Genomic DNA, 18,981 nt, shown 5'->3' with positions numbered 1-18,981 from the left:
AATAGCTGTTTTTTATGACAATTTAATTAAATCACTTTTTCTTGTAATACCCAGACGGCCGCTTCAACCCGTGATTTTAACTTCATCTTCTTCAACAGGTGTTTGACGTGAACCTTAACGGTGCTTTCGGTAATCGTGAGTTTGCGGGCAATGACTTTATTGGACAATCCTTGAGCCAGCAGTTTCAGAATATCGCGTTCGCGCGGCGTGAGCTGCTGAATATCCCGGTCGCTGCTGTGACGGCTTTCACGCAGGCTGGCGGCCAGAATCGGCGTCAGTGTTTCACTCAGCACCATTTTTCCTGAAGCGGCCTGATGCAGCGCAGCCAGTAAATCTTCTGGCTCCATATCTTTCAGCAGGTAACCATCGGCCCCATTTTTTAAGGCGTTGACAACATCGTCTTCGTGGTTAGATACGCTAAATACGACAATACGACCAGACAGCGATTTTTCCCGCAGACGATTCAGCGTTTCCAGGCCATTCATGCCGGGCATGTTCAAATCGAGCAAAATCAAATCCGGATCCAACTGCTCCGCGAGCTCAACACCTTGTTCGCCGTGACTGGCTTCACCTGCTACCTGTAATTCCGGATCCATGCTGATGAGTTGCTTCACGCCATTGCGCAACATGGGATGGTCATCAATCAGCAGTAGGGTGGCAGCATCTTCGTTAATCATGAGTTTCTCCTGTTAATGGCAGCCGGTGACGGTATTCGGCGAGGAAGCTGACGTTCACTTCAGTGCCCCCCGATGGCCGGCGTCGAACAATGCATTCGCCGTGCAAACCCCGTGCACGGTCGCGCATGATAATAAGTCCATAGTGGTTGGCGCGGCTGGCATCATCAGGAATGCCGATGCCATTATCGGCCACGCTGAGTTCGATGTAGCCCTGACGCAGTTGCAGGGTGATATCGACCTGTGTGGCCTGCGCATGTTTGTAAATATTGCTCAGTGCTTCACGCACAATTTGCAGGACGTGAATGCCCTGATGCGCGGAGACCGACTGCGGCGGCAGACGGTAATGGAGTTCGATGGGGTACCCAAGTCGTTTGCTGAATTCATCGACTGAGGCCCGCAGCGCGGCAAGTAAGCCGGATTCCGACAGTTTCAGTCGGAACGTAGTCAGGAGTTCACGCAGTTGGCGATAGGCGGTGTTCAACTCTTCCCGCATTTCCGTCAACAGCTGCTGTGAAGCCGGGGGCAAATCACCGCCTTGCATTTGCAGGCAGCTCACCTGAATTTTCAGGCAGGAGAGAGACTGCGCGATAGAGTCGTGTAGTTCGCGGGCAATCGTGGCGCGTTCTTCCATCAGCATCAGTTGCTGTTGATGGTTGGATTGCCGCTCGAGCGCCAGCGTGCTGGTCAACTGTTCCAATAAGGTATTCAGTAACTGATTCTGATCGCGGCTTAGTGCGGTATTGCCCGGCAGGGTGGCCAGTACGACGCCGTACTGCCCGTGTTTATCGTGCAGATCCCAACAGTGAGGCTCCCCCTGCATCTCTTCACGTTTTACCTGCATACCGCAACTTTGGCAGCTGTTGTCCGGACAGTGATCCGGCTGCGACTGGCTGAAATCACTGAACTGATGAAACTGCTCCTGATTGTTATCTTCATACAGCCGTAGTTGAATATTGCGAAGCGGCGTCAGCGATGACAGTTCGTTCAGAATCGGCATTAGCCGACTGCACAGCGGCGCACCAGTATGCAGGCGTCGACTGGCGCGATAAAGGAAAGAGAGTAGATCGTTTTTCTGTTGCAGGTCGGCGGTTTTTTCTGCCACGCGCTGCTCGAGACTGTGGTACATGGCGGACAGTTCATCTGACATGCTGTTCAGCACCTGTCCCAGCGTGCTCATTTCATCATGACCGTTAATGGTAACGCGCTGGGTGAAATCGCCGTGACCGATGGCCTGCGCCATCGACACCAAGCGCCGCCACGGTGTCAACAGACGGCGACGCAGATAAAAGAATGTGGTAATCAGCAGAATAAGCATGATGCCGATGAAGACGCGCTGCACCAGCGTGACCATCATTAATCGCTGTTCTGTCTTATGATCGATGGCGGAAACCAGATCGTCCAGTTGCCTCACGAAGCGGGCGACATCTGCCGACGCATCGGAAGAATGCGTTGCCTGTCGCAGATGCGGTTGCAGATTCTCCAGCCAGAAAACACGCAACGCGGTAAATTGTTCGCTGAGCCCTTCCCGGCGTACCGCCTGTTGCAGATCGCTGCTGATTTCGTCCTCTTCCAGTTCTTGCAGGTAAATTTCATTCTCGGCAGAGAGTGGCACCATCGAGAGTAGGCGGTAGCTTTGCATGCGCAACGAGCCCGCTTTATTAATGGCGTGCGCGTTCCCCTGGATGCTCTGAGACATCCAACTGGAAACCGACATACCTGCAATACCCAGCAAACCGAGTAGCAGCATCAATAGTGCAACCTGATTGACGAGCGACAGCGGCAGCAGGAAACGTTTCAACATAAACAGCGACCTCTGCTGGAGGAGTAGAAAATCAGTACCGGGAAGGATAACCCTTTTGGCATTTTTCCCGATCCTGCATGATAACCCTATACCTACTAGTGAGTACCACTGAATATCCATGCCTTGAAAGGGGATATGACAGTCAGAAAAAATGGAGATATAACAGATTGAATTATCGCTGCTTATTTTTCTATTTTTATTACTCATTAAGGAGTGTGGCTGTTTTTACACGGTTTTTTTACCTGACAGCGCGTTGATTTGCATCAACTTTACCTGCGGTGTAATCCCTAATGTTGCGCCTTAATTCTACCGCGTTTTTATTTATCGAGGTTTTTATGACGCAGCCTTCATCACCCGAAAAAGTATCGCAAAGTACGCTGATCAGGGAATGGAACCCTGAAGATACAAAATTCTGGCAATCTGGCGGCCAACGGATAGCACAGCGTAACCTTTGGATCTCTGTTCCCTGTTTGCTGTTGTCGTTTTGTGTCTGGATGATATTCAGCACTGTAGCCGTTAACCTAAACAAGGTCGGGTTTCGTTTTACCACAGATCAGTTATTTTTACTGACCGCGCTGCCTTCCGTCTCCGGCGCGCTGTTGCGTGTACCTTACTCCTTCGTTATCCCGTTGGTTGGTGGTCGCCGCTGGACGACGCTGAGTACTTTCATTCTGATTATCCCCTGTATCTGGCTCGGGTTTGCCGTACAAGACCCGCACACGCCTTACAATATTTTCGTGACGATTTCCCTGCTGTGTGGTTTTGCGGGCGCAAACTTTGCCTCCAGCATGGCTAACATCAGCTTCTTCTTCCCCAAATCACGGCAGGGCAGCGCGCTAGGCATTAACGGCGGCTTGGGTAACCTCGGCGTGAGCGTGATGCAACTGCTGGTGCCGGTGGTGATTTTCCTGCCAATTTTGGGATTTTCCGGCAATGGTGTTGTTCAGCCAGACGGCCATCAGATTTGGTTGCACCATGCGGCATGGATGTGGGTACCGTTTTTGGTGATTGCTGCAACCGCGGCCTGGTTTGGCATGAACGATCTTCCTGCTCCTAATGCGTCAATACGCAAGCAGTTGCCAGTTCTGAAGCAAATGCACCTGTGGGTGCTCAGTTTTCTGTATTTGTCCACGTTTGGCTCATTTATCGGTTTTTCTGCGGGTTTCGGCATGCTGTCCAGAACGCAGTTCCCAGACATTGTGATTCTGTACTACGCGTTCTTCGGGCCGCTGCTGGGGGCGTTGGCGCGTCCCGTTGGCGGTATGCTATCTGATCGTTTTGGCGGTGTGAAAGTTACGCTGATTAACTTCATACTGATGGCGATTTTCTCGGTGTTGCTGTTCCTGTCTCTGCCGAGTGCGAACTCTACGGGTTCATTCGAGATGTTCTTTGGCATCTTCATGATGCTGTTCCTGACGGCAGGTTTGGGAAGTGGCTCAACCTTCCAGATGATCGCGGTGATTTTCCGTAAATTAACGGCGGATCGCGTTAAATCACAAGGCGGGAGCGATGCGGATGCACAGAGTACCGCGGCGACGGACACGGCGGCGGCGCTGGGCTTTATTTCGGCTATCGGCGCGATCGGCGGGTTCTTCATTCCTCAAGCCTTCGGGATGTCGCTGGAGTTAACTGGCTCACCCACGGGGGCGATGAAGGTGTTTGTGGTGTGCTATGTCGTGTGCATTCTGGTGACGTGGCTGTTCTATGCCAGAAAGAAAAGTTAGCGGCCTACATTTCCGAAATATCCACTGCCTTCGTTTTTCCCGGCGTAAAAAATTGTGCTGAGGTGGGCGTGGTTGCCGGGTGAGGCGCATGGATGCGACGAAAACCAGTGCCGCGTCTGACAAAAACGTCAGAGACGTTTTTGAACAGCACTTGTGCTGGCCCGAAGGGCGAGCTCCATTTATGGGGCGAGTAAACGCGTCACTGGTGGCCCGAATTGCAGCCACGAACGCCGAAGGTATCGCGTAGCGACACAATTAGCGCCAAATAGCCACAGGTCAAGGAGCGCGTGCTACGAAGTAGCATGAAAATGACAGTGTTGTCGCGCACGAAATATTCGCAATACCTGCATAAAACATAAAAATGTGACTACGACGCCTCCTCCTTTTCGGGGAGGCGTTTTTTTTGCGCCGTATCTGGCACCCCCTTTACTGAATTTGTACGATTCTTCGTCGCTTTCCGACTACTACCTCTAAATAGTCGTGTGTATGAATTCAGTATAAACACAAAATTAATGGTTTTATTTTTATCTTTATAAATCAATATATTGTCTTATTTTTTCGTGATAATTCTTTAGTGGTAGTTGCTGATGTACTCCGTTTTTCACCGGGGGACACTCTTGATCGTTATCAAATTTGGCGACGTGGTTGCTGGATACCCTAGCGCCAACTTGAGCGATGTGTCGTAAGCAAAAACAGATGTCTGCTACGAGCATTTCATAACGACAGGGGCCAGCAGGCTTCGCAGCAGGAGAGTCCGGATGAGCAAATTCCTTGACCGGTTACGTTACTTCAAACAACTGGCCGAACCGTTTTCCGATGGTCATGGCCAGACCCTCAATACCAATCGTGACTGGGAAGACGGCTATCGCAGTCGCTGGCAGCATGACAAAATCGTGCGTTCTACCCACGGAGTAAACTGCACCGGTTCATGTAGCTGGAAGATTTATGTGAAAAATGGTCTGGTGACGTGGGAAACGCAACAGACTGACTATCCGCGTACCCGCCCGGACCTGCCTAACCATGAACCTCGCGGTTGCCCGCGCGGAGCCAGCTATTCCTGGTATCTTTACAGCGCTAACCGCTTGAAATACCCAATGATGCGTAAGCGCCTGCTGAAACTGTGGCGTGAAGCGAAACTGACGCACAGCGATCCGGTGGATGCCTGGGCATCCATCGTCAACGACCCCGAAAAAACCAAATACTACAAACAAATTCGTGGCCGTGGCGGCTTCGTTCGTTCTGACTGGAACGAAGTCAACGAGCTGATCGCCGCCTCTAACGTTTACACCGCCAAGACCTTCGGCCCAGACCGTATTATCGGTTTCTCCCCGATTCCTGCGATGTCGATGGTGTCCTACGCCGCTGGTGCGCGTTACCTCTCTCTGCTCGGCGGCGTATGCCTGAGCTTCTACGACTGGTACTGTGACTTGCCGCCTGCGTCACCGATGACGTGGGGCGAACAAACTGACGTACCGGAGTCTGCCGACTGGTATAACTCCTCTTACATCATTGCCTGGGGTTCTAACGTTCCGCAAACCCGTACCCCGGATGCCCACTTCTTTACGGAAGTCCGCTACAAAGGCACCAAAACCGTGGCGGTCACGCCGGATTACGCGGAAATCGCCAAGCTGTGCGATCAGTGGCTGAACCCGAAGCAAGGGACCGACAGCGCGATGGCGCTGGCAATGGGCCACGTTATTCTCAAAGAGTTCCACCTCGACAAACCAAGTCAGTATTTCAGCGAGTACGTGCGCCAATACACGGACTTACCGATGCTGGTGCTGCTGGAGCCGCGCGAAGACGGTTACTACGCGGCGGGTCGTATGCTGCGAGCCTCCGATCTGGTGGACAACCTCGGTCAGGACAACAATCCGCAGTGGAAAACCATCGCGATTGACGATGAAAGCGGCAACCTGACGGCACCACAAGGGTCGATCGGCTACCGTTGGGGCGATCAGGGCAAATGGAATCTGGAACAGCGCGACGGTCTGAGCGGTGAAGAAGTGAAGCTGCGCTTGAGCCTGCTGGGGTCGCACGACGATGTCGTTGATGTCGGCTTCCCGTATTTTGGTGGCGCGGTCAGCGAGCATTTCAACAATGTTGAGCTACAAGAAATTCTGCTGCACAAACTGCCGGTTAAGCGTTTGACGCTGGCTGACGGTAGCGAAGCGCTGGTTGCCTGCGTGTATGACCTGACGATGGCGAACTACGGTCTGGATCGCGGTCTGGGCGACGACAACTGCGCGCGTGATTACGATGATGTCAAAGCGTACAGCCCTGCCTGGGCCGAGAAGATTACTGGCGTTTCTCGTCAGAACATCATCCGTATTGCACGTGAATTCGCAGACAACGCGGATAAAACGCACGGGCGCTCTATGGTCATCGTCGGTGCGGGTATCAACCACTGGTACCACATGGACATGAACTACCGCGGCATCATCAACATGCTGATTTTCTGCGGCTGTGTCGGTCAGAGCGGTGGCGGTTGGGCGCACTACGTCGGACAAGAAAAATTGCGTCCGCAAACGGGCTGGACGCCGCTAGCGTTTGGTCTGGACTGGCAGCGTCCGCCGCGCCACATGAACAGCACGTCGTTCTTCTATAACCATTCCAGCCAATGGCGTTATGAAACCGTCGCGCCGCAGGAGCTGTTGTCACCGCTGGCGGACAAATCCCGCTTTAGCGGTAGCATGATTGACTTCAACGTACGTGCTGAACGTATGGGCTGGCTGCCGTCTGCGCCGCAACTGAACGTTAACCCGCTGGATATCGCGGAGAAAGCGCGGGCCGCGGGTGTAACGCCGCAGGACTATACCGTTGCCGCGTTGAAATCAGGCGAAATCAAATTTGCCGCTGAACAGCCGGATAGTGAGCAAAACTACCCACGCAACCTGTTCATCTGGCGTTCTAACCTGCTGGGCTCCTCCGGTAAAGGCCACGAATACATGCTGAAGTACCTGCTGGGTACGGAGCACGGTATTCAGGGGCAAGATCTGGGTACGGCGGGCAGTGTGAAGCCGGAAGAAGTGGAATGGCGCGATCAGGGTGTTGAAGGCAAACTGGATCTGGTGGTGACGCTTGATTTCCGTATGTCCAGCACCTGCCTGTACTCCGACATCGTTTTACCAACGGCAACCTGGTACGAAAAAGACGACATGAATACCTCGGATATGCATCCGTTTATTCACCCGCTGTCTGCGGCCGTCGATCCCGCATGGGATTCCAAAAGCGACTGGGAAATCTACAAAGGTATCGCGAAAGCCTTCTCTCGCGTGTGTCAGGGGCATCTGGGTCAGGAAACCGATCTGGTGACCTTGCCGATTCAGCACGACTCGGCGGCGGAAATGGCACAGCCGTTTGGCGTGGATGACTGGAAAAAAGGCGAATGCGATCTGATTCCGGGCAAAACGGCACCGCACCTGATGGTCGTGGAGCGCGATTACCCGAACCTGTACGAACGTTTCACCTCGCTCGGTCCGTTGATGGACAAGCTGGGCAACGGTGGTAAAGGCATCGGTTGGAACACGCAGACCGAAGTCGATTTCCTGAAAAAGCTGAACTACACCAAAGCGGAAGGTGCGGCGGCAGGTCGTCCGAAGATTGAAACGGCGATCGACGCGGCAGAAGTAATTCTGTCTCTGGCCCCGGAAACCAACGGTCAGGTAGCGGTGAAAGCATGGGAAGCGCTGAGCAAATTCACGGGGCGTGACCACACGCATCTGGCACTGAATAAAGAAGACGAGAAAATTCGCTTCCGCGATATTCAGGCGCAGCCGCGCAAGATTATCTCCAGCCCGACCTGGTCTGGCCTCGAAGACGAACACGTTTCCTATAACGCCTGTTATACCAACGTTCATGAGCTGATTCCGTGGCGTACGCTGTCCGGCCGCCAGCAACTGTATCAAGACCATGAGTGGATGCGCGCCTTCGGTGAAAGCCTGCTGGTCTACCGTCCGCCGGTCGATACTCGTGCGGCAGAACCTGTAATGAATAAGAAACCTAACGGCAACCCGGAAAAAGCGCTGAACTTCCTGACGCCGCACCAGAAATGGGGCATTCACTCCACGTACAGCGACAATCTGTTGATGCTGACGCTGGGTCGCGGTGGCCCGATTATCTGGCTGAGCGAAGAGGATGCCCGCGATTTGGGCATTGCGGATAACGACTGGATAGAAGCGTTTAACGCCAACGGTGCGCTGACGGCACGTGCGGTAGTTAGCCAACGTGTACCTGCGGGTATGACGATGATGTACCACGCGCAGGAACGCATTATTAACCTGCCAGGTTCGGAAGTGACCCAACAGCGCGGCGGTATTCACAACTCGGTGACCCGCATCACCCCGAAACCGACCCATATGATCGGTGGCTATGCCCAACTGGCTTATGGCTTTAACTACTACGGCACCGTCGGGTCAAACCGCGATGAATTCGTCGTGGTTCGTAAAATGAAACGCATCGACTGGCTGGATGATGAAGGCCAGGACTATGTTCAGCAACAAACGGTTCAGCAACAAACAGTACAAAAATCGGTACAGCAGGAGAAAGCCTGATGAAAATTCGTTCACAAGTGGGCATGGTGCTGAATCTGGACAAATGCATCGGTTGTCACACCTGCTCCGTTACCTGTAAAAACGTCTGGACCAGCCGTGAAGGGATGGAGTACGCCTGGTTCAACAACGTCGAAACCAAACCGGGCGTGGGCTATCCCCATGCCTGGGAAGATCAGGAAAAATGGAAGGGCGGCTGGATCCGTAAAATCAGCGGTAAGCTTGAGCCGCGTATGGGTAACCGCGTCAGCGTGTTGTCCAAAATCTTCGCTAACCCGGATGTGCCGGAAATCGACGACTACTATGAGCCGTTCGACTACGACTATCAGAACCTGCGTAAAGCGCCGGAAGGTAAGCATCAGCCTGTCGCCCGCCCGCGCTCGCTGATTACCGGCCAGCGGATGAAGAAAATCGAGAACGGCCCGAACTGGGAAGACGATCTGGGGGGGGAATTTAGCGTACGCGCCAAAGATAAAAACTTTGAGCATATGCAGAAAGAGATGTACGGCCAGTTCGAAAACACGTTCATGATGTACCTGCCGCGTCTGTGTGAGCACTGCCTGAACCCAGCGTGTGTGGCGACCTGTCCAAGCGGCGCGATCTACAAACGTGGCGAAGACGGTATCGTCCTGATCGATCAGGACAAGTGTCGCGGCTGGCGTATGTGCCTGACCGGTTGCCCGTATAAGAAAATCTACTTCAACTGGAAGAGCGGCAAATCAGAAAAATGTATTTTCTGCTACCCGCGTATCGAAAGCGGTCAGCCGACGCTCTGCTCGGAAACCTGCGTTGGACGTATCCGCTATCTGGGCGTGCTGCTCTATGATGCCGACCGCATCGAACAAGCGGCGTCGGTGGAAAACGATAAAGATCTGTACCAAAGCCAACTAGACGTGTTCCTTGACCCGCACGATCCGAAAGTGATTGAACAAGCGCTGAAAGACGGCATTCCAAACAGCGTCATTGAAGCGGCACAGCAGTCGCCGGTGTATAAAATGGCGATGGATTGGAAGCTGGCGCTGCCGCTACACCCAGAATACCGCACGCTGCCGATGGTCTGGTACGTCCCGCCTTTGTCTCCGATTCAGTCTGCGGCGGATGCAGGCCAACTGGCGCACAGCGGCGTATTGCCGGACGTCGAAAGCCTGCGCATTCCGGTGCAATATCTGGCGAACCTGCTGACCGCAGGGGATACCGAGCCTGTCTTGCTGGCGCTGAAACGTATGCTGGCGATGCGTCACTACAAACGTGCGGAAAGCGTAGAAGGCAAGATTGATACCAGTGCGCTGGAACAGGTTGGGTTGACGGAAGCTCAGGCGCAGGAAATGTACCGCTATCTGGCGATTGCTAACTACGAAGACCGTTTCGTGATCCCATCAAGCCATCGTGAACTGGCGCGTGAAGCCTTCCCGGAAAGCAAAGGTTGCGGCTTCAGCTTTGGCGATGGCTGCCACGGCAGCGATACCAAGTTCAACTTGTTCAACAGCAAGCGTATTGATGCGATTGATGTCAGCAGCAAAACGCGCGATATGAACAGCAAAGTCATGCGGGAGACGAACCATGATTAGCCTGCGGATTATTGCCCGCCTGCTGGACTACCCCGATAGCGAACTGTGGGAAAACCGGGCTGAGCTGATCGAGGCGGTAGAGCAGGCCGATGCTTTACCGCTGCGTGAAAGCCATCAACTGATGCAGTTCATCAATACCTTGTGTGCGCAAGATTTGTTGGACAAACAGGCGGAGTACAGCGGCCTGTTTGACCGCGGTCGTGCAACCTCGCTGCTGCTGTTCGAGCATGTTCACGGTGAATCTCGTGACCGTGGTCAGGCGATGGTCGATCTGATGCAGCAATATCAGGATGCCGGCTTGGCGCTGGATTGCCGTGAGCTGCCGGACTACCTGCCGCTGTATCTTGAGTACCTTTCTCGTCTGGAGCCCGCGCAGAGCCGCGCGGGTTTAGTCGACATCGCGCCAATTCTGGCGTTGATTGGCGCGCGTTTGCAGCAGCGTGACAGCAGCTATGCTGTGCTGTTCGATCTGCTGCTGGCGCTGTCCGGTAGCGATCTGAAAAGTGACGATGTCACACGTCAGGTCGCTGACGAAGCGCGCGACGATACGCCGCAGGCGCTGGATGCCGTGTGGGAAGAGGAACAGGTTAAATTCCTCGGTGAAGAAGGCTGCGCATCGGCCCAACAAACGCAACACCAACGCCGCTTCGCTGGCGCGGTGGTGCCGCAATATCTGAATCTTGACGCTACATCGGCGGGAGGGCAACGCTAATGAGTGCAATCACGAACTATTTCAACATATTCTTTTTTGACATCTATCCTTACCTGGCGATGGCTATTTTCCTGATTGGCAGTTGGCTGCGTTATGACTACGGTCAGTACAGCTGGCGTGCCGGTTCGAGCCAAATGCTGGATAAGAAAGGGATGCGTCTGGCGTCTAACCTGTTCCATCTGGGGATTCTGGGCGTATTTGCCGGGCACTTCCTCGGTATGCTGACGCCGCACTGGATGTACGAAGCCTTCCTGCCAATGGAAGTAAAACAGAAAATGGCGATGTTTGGCGGTGGTGCGGCAGGTCTGCTGACGTTTGTCGGTGGCGTACTGTTGTTAAAACGCCGTCTGACCAACCCGCGCATTCGTGCCACGTCCAGCGTTGGCGACATTCTTATTCTGTCTTTGCTGGTGATTCAGGCGGGGCTGGGGCTGCTGACCATCCCGTTCTCTGCACAGCATATGGACGGCAGTGAAATGTTGAAGCTGGTCGGCTGGGCGCAAAGCGTGGCGTTTTTCCAGGGCGGGGCGTCTGCACATTTGGCTGGGGTTGCGCTGATCTTCAAGCTGCACATCGTGCTGGGGCTGACGCTGTTCGTTCTGTTTCCGTTCTGCCGTCTGGTTCACATCTGGAGCGCACCGGTCGAGTATCTGACGCGTCGCTACCAGCTCGTGCGTAACCGCCGCTAGACATGATAGAAAATGGCGGTGTTATAATGGCACCGCCGTTTTAATCTCTTCCTTTCCCTCTGCGTTTTAACTTTTCCTCTATTTCGACGATGGGCATGCTTCTCAATGATGAAAAAAACAGCACATTTCATTGACGCGCTATCCTGATTTAAAATCAATCATTTCGTTGATACATATTACTGGTTAAAAATTAATTCGAGTGACATAAAAATAATAATTAATTATAATCATGAGATGGATTAGTTTTTTTTGATTTCACAAGGGAAGTGGCTTACATGCAGGATCTGTTTCGGCAGGAAGCCGTTGAACACCAGCGTACAAAATGGATAGGTAAAGCATTATTAATATCGGGAACGCCTGCCTGGATAATCGCCACGTTATCCCTCTTTTTTGTTATTGTTTTGGTGCTCTTTTTGATTTTTTGTAATTACACCAGAAAAATTAACATTTATGGTGAAATTGTAACGACTCCCCGTCCTGTTAATCTATTTTCTCCACAGCAGGGATTCATTTCAGAATCGTTTGTTAATGTAGGAGATGTAGTTAAAAAAGGGCAATCGATTTACCAACTTGATGTAAGTCGTGTTACAAATTCTGGTAAAGTGAGTGCCACAACAAGAATAGCGTTGAATAATCAACTATTACAGATAGATGCTATTATTAGCAAGTTAGAGTCTAATAAAGAAATAGCCATTGAAAATATAAGAAATCAGAAGATTAAATATGAGATTGCCTATGCGCAGTCGCGTAAGGTTTTGGATAATGCTTATAAAGGTGTTGAGTTTGCAAAGAAAAACATGCAGTCCTACGAGGAATATCAGCAAAGAGGGTTAATTACGAAAGATCAGTTAATTAATCAAACCTATTCTTATTATCAGCAACAAAACATCTTTCAAAATTTATATAGTGGCAATATCCAGGAATCTCTGCAAATCGCCAGCCTGGAGAGTGATATTGTTACTAAAGCCGCAGATTTCGATAATCAAATATCTCAATTTCAGTTTCAAAAAAATGAGCTTAAAAAAAATCTTGCTGAAGTTGATGTCAGTGAAACGCTAATCATCAGTTCTCCGTCTGATGGAAGGATTGAATCCCTTAGTGTGACCACAGGGCAGATGGTAAGTATTGGTGATAGTCTGGCACAATTAATTCCAAAAATAGATCCCGTTTATAATTTGGTGCTATGGGTGCCTAATAATAGTATTCCCTACATCTCAGTTGGCGATGCTATTAATATTCGTTATGATGCGTTTCCATTTGAGAAATTTGGCCAGTTTCATGGGGATATTGAAAGCATTGCATATGTACCTGCATCATCCCAGGAAATGATGACCTATAATAGTTCACCCGCATACCAAACTACAGAGCCTAAAGAAGCCTATTACAAAATCATGGTTTCTTTGGATACGAATACATTTAAATATCAAAATAAAAAATTAAAATTATCGAATGGTATGAGGGCGAAATCAACGCTATTCCTTGAAAAAAGACCTCTTTATCAATGGATGTTTTCACCTTTCTATGACATAAAAAAGAGCCTTGAAGGTCCTGTTCATGAGTAATGATTTAATTAGTGTAATTAAAAATAAATTAAATTTAAAATTTCGGAAAAGTGTACCAAAAATATTGCAAACAGAAGTCACAGAGTGCGGTTTGGCAAGCCTGGCAATGGTGTGTCACTACTATGGCTTAAATGTTGATTTATTTAATTTACGAAGCAAGTACGGGTTATCTTCCCGTGGTGCGACTCTCGCCAGACTTATTGAAATTGCAGGTGACCTTAATCTGCAAACCCGAGCGTTATCGTTAAGTATTGATGAACTCAATGCACTGAGAAAACCGTGTATTTTACACTGGGATATGAATCATTTTGTTGTTTTGGTCAGTGTCCAACGTGGGTGTGTTACGATTCATGATCCCGCTTTTGGTCGCCGAGTTATGGGATTACAGGAACTATCAAAACATTTTACAGGGATCGCTCTGGAGTTATTGCCGAATAACGAATTTTCCCCTGCAACGCAGGAAAGCAAATTGCGTCTCAGCACGCTAATGAAAAATATTTCTGGGTTGAAAGGTTCATTAACCAAAATATTTTTTCTTTCTATTGTGATCGAGGCGGTTAATTTGTTGTTACCTGTAGGTACACAATTAGTCATGGATCACGTCATTATCGCTAACGATCATGATTTGCTTTCATTAATATGTATTGGCCTTCTTTTCTTCATTTTATTTCGAGCTTGTGTATCAACACTGCGATCTTGGATTTCCATTGTCATGGGCGTCTTTATTGATATTCAGTGGAAATCAGGTGTGTTTGAACATTTAATGAAACTACCGCTTTCTTATTTCGAGAAAAGAAAGTTAGGCGATATTCAATCAAGATTTGGTTCTTTGGATGTGATCCGTACCACACTCACTACCAACATTGTTAATAGCATTATAGATAGCATAATGTCGATTAGTGTTTTTATAATGATGCTACTTTATGGTGGCTGGTTAGTTTGGGTTGTGTCTGGGTTTACCACGCTATATGTAGCTTTACGGTTGCTAACCTACTCGTATTATCGCCAGGTTTCCGAAGAGCAACTGGTAAAAGGTGCTAAAGCAGGATCATACTTTATGGAAACATTGTACAGTATCGCTACCCTTAAAACATTAGGTTTATCCGAGTCTCGAACACAGAGTTGGTCAAATTTAAATGTCGATACAATTAACGCAGGCGTAAAATTAACAAAATTAAATATGTTTTTTGGCGGTGTTAATACATTTATTGCAACTTGTGATCAAATTATTATACTTTGGTTAGGCGCATCGATGGTGATAAATAATCAAATGACACTCGGCATGTTCGTCGCATTCAATGCTTACCGTGGCCAGTTTTCTGAAAGGGCAGGTAGACTCATCGACATGGCATTAAATCTACGGATGCTTAGTTTACATAATGAAAGAGTGGCAGATATTGTATTAACACCGCAAGAAAAACAAATATCACCTCGCCAATTATTTTCTTCTGGAGAGCCGGTAAGTATTGAAGTCCGTAATCTCCATTATGGTTATGATAATCTTTCAAAACCAATAATCTCAGATTTAAGCTTTAGTATTCAAGCAGGAGAAAGCGTCGCCATTATCGGGCCATCAGGAGTGGGTAAGACCACGCTAATGAAATTGATGTGTGGGCTTCTGGAACCAGAAAAAGGTAACTTGCTGGTTAATGATCTAGATATTAGCCATGTCGGTATTAATAATTATCGCCAATGTATTGCCTGTGTGTTGCAGGATGATAAGCTGCTTGCAGGATCTATTGCAGAAAATATAGCAGGGTTTACGCCTGATATCGCTCTCGAATGGATGACAGAATGTGCGAGCCGTTGTAATATCCATGAAGATATTAAAAAAATGCCCATGGGATATGAAACTTTAATCGGAGAATTAGGCGGTAATTTATCTGGTGGGCAAAAACAACGAATTTTAATCGCTCGAGCAATGTATCGTCGGCCAAGTGTAATTTTTATGGATGAAGCAACTAGCCACTTGGATTTAGAAAATGAAGCGATCATTAATAAAGAAATTGCAGAGTTAAAAATAACTAGAGTTATTATTTCTCATCGCCCATCGACTATTTCTCTAGCCGAAAGGGTTATTCCTTTAGTCTGATTTTTTTGGGGGGGGTATGAAAGTTACTTTAATGTCATTAATCATATGAAGGAGCGTTATGAAAAGGTTTTTTTTAATGTTTTTCATTTTCATTTTTGTTTTTATAATGGGAATGCTGGCTGATTATTTTGAAATGGAGCGAGTAATCCGATACGTATTTATAGCCAGTACTGCTGCTGTGTTTTATCAAATTCTTTCTCATTTTTTTAGTGAGAAAAAATAATTTTTTAATGAAAAGGATGTTTATGAGAAATCTTACACAAGAAGAGTGTTTTTATATTTCTGGTGCTGGCGATCGCGACGGTACGCTGACAGTTTCTCCAGAAACTGTCGGTGGTGCCATAGGTGCTGGTCTTGGCGCAGTTGGCGGTACGTCTGGTGCAGTTATTGGTACTATAGTCGGTGGCGCGGTAGGAAATTACCTGGCTGGAGAACGAACTCCAGGTTCCGTCGGGCCTTCTGGGATTCCTTGGGGCAGTAGTATTAATAGCAATGAAGGACCAATTTTGGGGGGGAGAGGGTCGAATTAATATCTTTTATTAAAAAAATTTTTAATGATTATTTAATATTGATTACTTAAGCCACTTTAATCAAAGTGGCTTTTTTATAATAATATACTTCTTGAATTAACAAGTATCATCCATGCATTCGAGTATTATCCTTGCAAAGGATTTTACCTGTTTTTCTTGATCGCCATACAACTTTTTTTGCGGTATTTATCGGCGGTAATTTTTTTAAATCGTTAATGCAATAAATGGCACTGCCGGGTTTACAACAAAAATCCATAATACATAGTGTTCCGCCTTCATCCCATTCGGAATCATGCAGCAGAAACAGTGGGTCCTGAGATAACCGTGAGAGAGTGTCTTCTCTCAGGAATGCCCATGTCATATAACCTATTGGGTGATTAGTATTGTTAAAAAAAACTTTAAATTGATTATGAGATATTGCTTTCTGCGTCCACTGTTGAAGTGTTTTGATATGATACAAACTGTAGTTTCTGTTCATCAACATACATGCTACAGCAAACCCCAGTTTTTCATAATCTGACGTATTAATTTTCTCGTTACTGATTTTTTTTATAAATTCCATTTTTATCTCATCAGGCTATTTAAGTATGTTCAATGTTTTTTTTACAAATTGAGATTCATATTCTTCTATGTTTTTTGATATTTCGTTAATGTTTTTTCCCAATTCTAATATTTCGTGCTGAATTGATTTTCGCTCCATGAATTTTCTTGCCTGCAACCGTCTGGATAGTTCTAGTTTCATTTTCCCTATTACATCTTTAATAGATTCGCTGCTGGATGATTTATAATTAAAGTAATCATGGCAAAGATATTTGAATTTTTCAGAGGCGCTATTTGAATGAGTTTTTACCATTTTTTTGTTTTGTGATGAGTTATTTATTAATGAGCCAGACTCTTCGATTAAATTATATAGCATTGGTATTGCAGGATGTTCGCCTGCCTGGCAAATACCTAATTTTAATGAGAATATACCTGGGGACATGTTGATTATTTTTTGGCAATCTGTCCCTATTGAGGCGTAATCAGGGTTACTGTAAATAGAATGTAAGAACTCTCTTTCAAAACCAGCGATGCATAAACTTTCTATCCAATAAGTTTTATTGTAATTGTAATTAAACGTTTCGGAAATGGTTTTTTGAGCGCTAAAAAGGAAAGTAGAATCGAATTTATATTTATATAGATAAAAGCAAATGTCTAATAATCCCTGAAGGAGTAGTGGTGGATCTTCATTTGACCTTGCCAACTGTACAAAACTGGAACCTGGTTCTTGTCTTTCTGTCGGAAAGATACTGGTCACGCCATGAAAATCAAGAAACCTTCCTTCCATATCACAGTTCGATGGCGAACTCATGATCGACAAATGGCGTGACTGACAAAACGCGATTTGTGTGGCAAGTCTCTTCGATAATTCGGCAAGTCCACAAATTGCCTTTTCATCTTTTGGCATGTTTAACCATTGGTTTTCTGTTATTTCTATCGGCTGTGGAAGACAATTAATAACCTCTCCTATCACATTTTCAATTCTCTCCGCATCATGTTTTTGTGAACGCATTGATTCATGACAACGATAGTAAGGTGCACGACAAAAATGCGCTGGCCGAATAGCGGGTTTTCTAACAAGTAAAGCTAATGGGAAAGATAACACTCCAGGATTTACGCGCCCATCGGGGTATTTATCTGTTAGTAATAAAGCTATGGTTGGAACTGCGCCAAAAGGAAGTAATTTCTCCATTACACTTCCCCATAATACTTCACGAATTGCTTCGGTAAGTGTTAGCTCTCCATCGATATGAACGGATCCTTGGCCCAGTAGTGGATTTGCGCCAATACCTTTTACTTGCCATGTTCCATCGAAACCACATCGAGATCCTCCGCCATTATAAGATATCGCTCCACCGCCATACCGTTCAGCATAAAAAATTTTCTCATTATGGGAAAGCTCTCTTCCGGTAAAAATAGATATTTTTTCGCTTTCTGAGATAAGATAACTTGTGCTGGATTTTATCGCTTCAGAGTCGAGAGGTAAGGATTTATTTTTCCATATAACAGTAGATGGTGTTTTTTCCGCAATAAATGGAATCAAGTTTTCTTTTAAGTCTATTAGTTTTTTCATATTAGCTACTTGCCAAGTAAAGTTCCTGTATGGGAATTCATTGTTGTTCTTTATTTTATGGGGAAGAAAAAACGTTATAATCAAAAAACAAGTGAATATCTAATGAGAATGTTGCAGGAATAAAAACAATTTTCAGGGAAGGATTTTGATTGATTGTTCATGAAGCATCCATTTATTCTATCCGTAGAGGTATGACTCTATGTTTTTTATGGCCTATCGTCAATATATCGATAACGCTATAAGCATAGTTATTGATCTTCGCCCTCATTTTGTATGAAAATCCATCATAAGAATAAGGCGAGATAGGTTTATCTGGATAAATTTATGAATGGCGTGGTTATAAAAAAAGAAAATTTATTTTTAAGTGCAGGTAAATTTGGTTGAATAGGCGTTTCAGACTCTGGCGTGATGATATTCGTAATATGCTCTGCATCGGATATGGCGGAATTGATAAAAACGCATTCGAGTTGATCTGGAAAAGGGTAAAAAGAGCTGCCGACAGCACTCACCACCGGCAGCTCAGTCGGTTACTTGCTCCGCGACGTCGTCCATTGCACGGCAAAGACACTGGCTAGTACGATCGCCAAACCTAAGAACGCTGTGCCAGTTATCGACTGGGAAAGTAACGCCCAGCCTAGCACTACGGCGGTAAGTGGGCTCAACAACCCCAATGATGCCACGGCCACCGTCGGCAGGCGCGTCACGCCACGAAACCAGAGCCCATAAGCGAGTACGGCACCCGCAAGGCAGAGATAGGCGTAGGCGGCCCACTGCGACAGGGTTAACGCGGGTAGCGGCGCATCAACCAGCCATGCGACCGGCGCCAGCATTAATCCGCCGATGAAAAGTTGCCAGCCGGTAAGCGGCGACGAACAGCAGTGCCTGAAAAACACCGATATTGGGGTTGTAAGCGGGAAGCCGCCAAAATTTTATCAGCACGAAAGCTTACCTGCTTATGGGTTCCGT

At 47.7% G+C, this 18,981-nt stretch carries 13 protein-coding genes and 1 pseudogene; 8 read left to right on the top strand and 6 right to left on the bottom strand.

Translation table 11 applies throughout. The features are described 5' to 3' along the window. Nucleotides 1-26: 26 nt before the first annotated feature. A complete protein-coding gene (narL, locus tag I2D83_RS12140; RefSeq protein WP_010276892.1) occupies nucleotides 27-677 on the bottom strand; it encodes a two-component system response regulator NarL in 651 nt (216 codons plus the stop codon). Next, on the bottom strand, nucleotides 670-2,478 hold the full coding sequence (gene narX / locus I2D83_RS12135; RefSeq protein WP_205946598.1) for a nitrate/nitrite two-component system sensor histidine kinase NarX: 1,809 nt from the start codon (nucleotides 2,476-2,478) through the stop codon (nucleotides 670-672). Before narX ends, narL begins: the two co-directional genes overlap by 8 nt. Before the next feature lie 335 nt (nucleotides 2,479-2,813). Between narX and I2D83_RS12130 the strand changes: the two genes are divergently transcribed. The 8 genes from I2D83_RS12130 (at nucleotide 2,814) to I2D83_RS12095 (ending at nucleotide 15,902) form a co-directional block, all read left to right on the top strand. Further along, nucleotides 2,814-4,202: a NarK family nitrate/nitrite MFS transporter gene (locus tag I2D83_RS12130; RefSeq protein ID WP_194430286.1), complete on the top strand. Its 1,389-nt coding sequence runs from the start codon at nucleotides 2,814-2,816 to the stop codon at nucleotides 4,200-4,202. 758 nt (nucleotides 4,203-4,960) lie between these two features. Continuing rightward, nucleotides 4,961-8,752, top strand: a complete 3,792-nt coding sequence (locus I2D83_RS12125) for a nitrate reductase subunit alpha (protein WP_180778048.1) — start codon at nucleotides 4,961-4,963, stop codon at nucleotides 8,750-8,752. After that, nucleotides 8,752-10,317, top strand: a complete 1,566-nt coding sequence (gene narH / locus I2D83_RS12120) for a nitrate reductase subunit beta (protein ID WP_205946597.1) — start codon at nucleotides 8,752-8,754, stop codon at nucleotides 10,315-10,317. Before I2D83_RS12125 ends, narH begins: the two co-directional genes overlap by 1 nt. Continuing rightward, on the top strand, nucleotides 10,310-11,029 hold the full coding sequence (gene narJ / locus I2D83_RS12115; RefSeq protein WP_205946596.1) for a nitrate reductase molybdenum cofactor assembly chaperone: 720 nt from the start codon (nucleotides 10,310-10,312) through the stop codon (nucleotides 11,027-11,029). The genes narH and narJ overlap by 8 nt, the downstream gene beginning before the upstream one ends. Further along, a complete protein-coding gene (gene narI, locus I2D83_RS12110) occupies nucleotides 11,029-11,718 on the top strand; it encodes a respiratory nitrate reductase subunit gamma (RefSeq protein WP_205946595.1) in 690 nt (229 codons plus the stop codon). Before narJ ends, narI begins: the two co-directional genes overlap by 1 nt. 275 nt (nucleotides 11,719-11,993) lie before the next feature. Then, nucleotides 11,994-13,280, top strand: coding sequence for an HlyD family secretion protein (locus tag I2D83_RS12105; RefSeq protein ID WP_181828672.1), 1,287 nt, complete (start codon nucleotides 11,994-11,996; stop codon nucleotides 13,278-13,280). Beyond that, complete coding sequence (locus I2D83_RS12100) at nucleotides 13,273-15,372, top strand: peptidase domain-containing ABC transporter (protein WP_181844865.1); 2,100 nt, start codon at nucleotides 13,273-13,275, stop codon at nucleotides 15,370-15,372. The genes I2D83_RS12105 and I2D83_RS12100 overlap by 8 nt, the downstream gene beginning before the upstream one ends. Before the next feature lie 245 nt (nucleotides 15,373-15,617). Beyond that, nucleotides 15,618-15,902: a colicin V family bacteriocin gene (locus I2D83_RS12095; RefSeq protein ID WP_205946594.1), complete on the top strand. Its 285-nt coding sequence runs from the start codon at nucleotides 15,618-15,620 to the stop codon at nucleotides 15,900-15,902. Nucleotides 15,903-16,008: 106 nt separating this feature from the next. Here I2D83_RS12095 and I2D83_RS12090 read toward each other — a convergent pair whose 3' ends face one another. From I2D83_RS12090 to I2D83_RS12075, 4 genes and pseudogenes are all read right to left on the bottom strand, one after another. Further along, entirely contained in the window at nucleotides 16,009-16,464 is a 456-nt protein-coding gene (locus I2D83_RS12090; RefSeq protein ID WP_181828669.1) for a toxin-activating lysine-acyltransferase, read from the bottom strand. 15 nt (nucleotides 16,465-16,479) lie between these two features. Next, entirely contained in the window at nucleotides 16,480-18,015 is a 1,536-nt protein-coding gene (locus I2D83_RS12085; RefSeq protein ID WP_181828668.1) for a hypothetical protein, read from the bottom strand. Between the two features lie 527 nt (nucleotides 18,016-18,542). Next, a pseudogene (locus tag I2D83_RS12080) lies at nucleotides 18,543-18,878 on the bottom strand (EamA family transporter); the annotation flags it as partial. Beyond that, nucleotides 18,817-18,954 (bottom strand): hypothetical protein, encoded by a 138-nt coding sequence (locus I2D83_RS12075; RefSeq protein ID WP_181829179.1) that lies wholly within the window; start codon nucleotides 18,952-18,954, stop codon nucleotides 18,817-18,819. The gene I2D83_RS12075 and the pseudogene I2D83_RS12080, both read right to left, overlap by 62 nt. Nucleotides 18,955-18,981 lie beyond the last annotated feature (27 nt).

The organism is Pectobacterium aroidearum, from assembly GCF_015689195.1.
GTDB lineage: Bacteria > Pseudomonadota > Gammaproteobacteria > Enterobacterales > Enterobacteriaceae > Pectobacterium > Pectobacterium aroidearum.
Note: the sequence above shows the minus strand (reverse complement) of the source record. Positions and strands in the feature narration are given on the sequence as shown.

Bases quoted from the DNA above. Each gene is read 5' to 3' on its own strand.
- narI (WP_205946595.1), top strand. From the start codon at position 11,029: ATGAGTGCAATCACGAACTATTTCAACATATTCTTTTTTGACATCTAT.
- narX (WP_205946598.1), bottom strand. From the start codon at position 2,478: ATGTTGAAACGTTTCCTGCTGCCGCTGTCGCTCGTCAATCAGGTTGCA.
- narL (WP_010276892.1), bottom strand. From the start codon at position 677: ATGATTAACGAAGATGCTGCCACCCTACTGCTGATTGATGACCATCCC.
- I2D83_RS12095 (WP_205946594.1), top strand. From the start codon at position 15,618: ATGAGAAATCTTACACAAGAAGAGTGTTTTTATATTTCTGGTGCTGGC.
- I2D83_RS12105 (WP_181828672.1), top strand. From the start codon at position 11,994: ATGCAGGATCTGTTTCGGCAGGAAGCCGTTGAACACCAGCGTACAAAA.
- narH (WP_205946597.1), top strand. From the start codon at position 8,752: ATGAAAATTCGTTCACAAGTGGGCATGGTGCTGAATCTGGACAAATGC.
- I2D83_RS12130 (WP_194430286.1), top strand. From the start codon at position 2,814: ATGACGCAGCCTTCATCACCCGAAAAAGTATCGCAAAGTACGCTGATC.
- narJ (WP_205946596.1), top strand. From the start codon at position 10,310: ATGATTAGCCTGCGGATTATTGCCCGCCTGCTGGACTACCCCGATAGC.
- I2D83_RS12090 (WP_181828669.1), bottom strand. From the start codon at position 16,464: ATGGAATTTATAAAAAAAATCAGTAACGAGAAAATTAATACGTCAGAT.
- I2D83_RS12085 (WP_181828668.1), bottom strand. From the start codon at position 18,015: ATGAAAAAACTAATAGACTTAAAAGAAAACTTGATTCCATTTATTGCG.
- I2D83_RS12100 (WP_181844865.1), top strand. From the start codon at position 13,273: ATGAGTAATGATTTAATTAGTGTAATTAAAAATAAATTAAATTTAAAA.
- I2D83_RS12125 (WP_180778048.1), top strand. From the start codon at position 4,961: ATGAGCAAATTCCTTGACCGGTTACGTTACTTCAAACAACTGGCCGAA.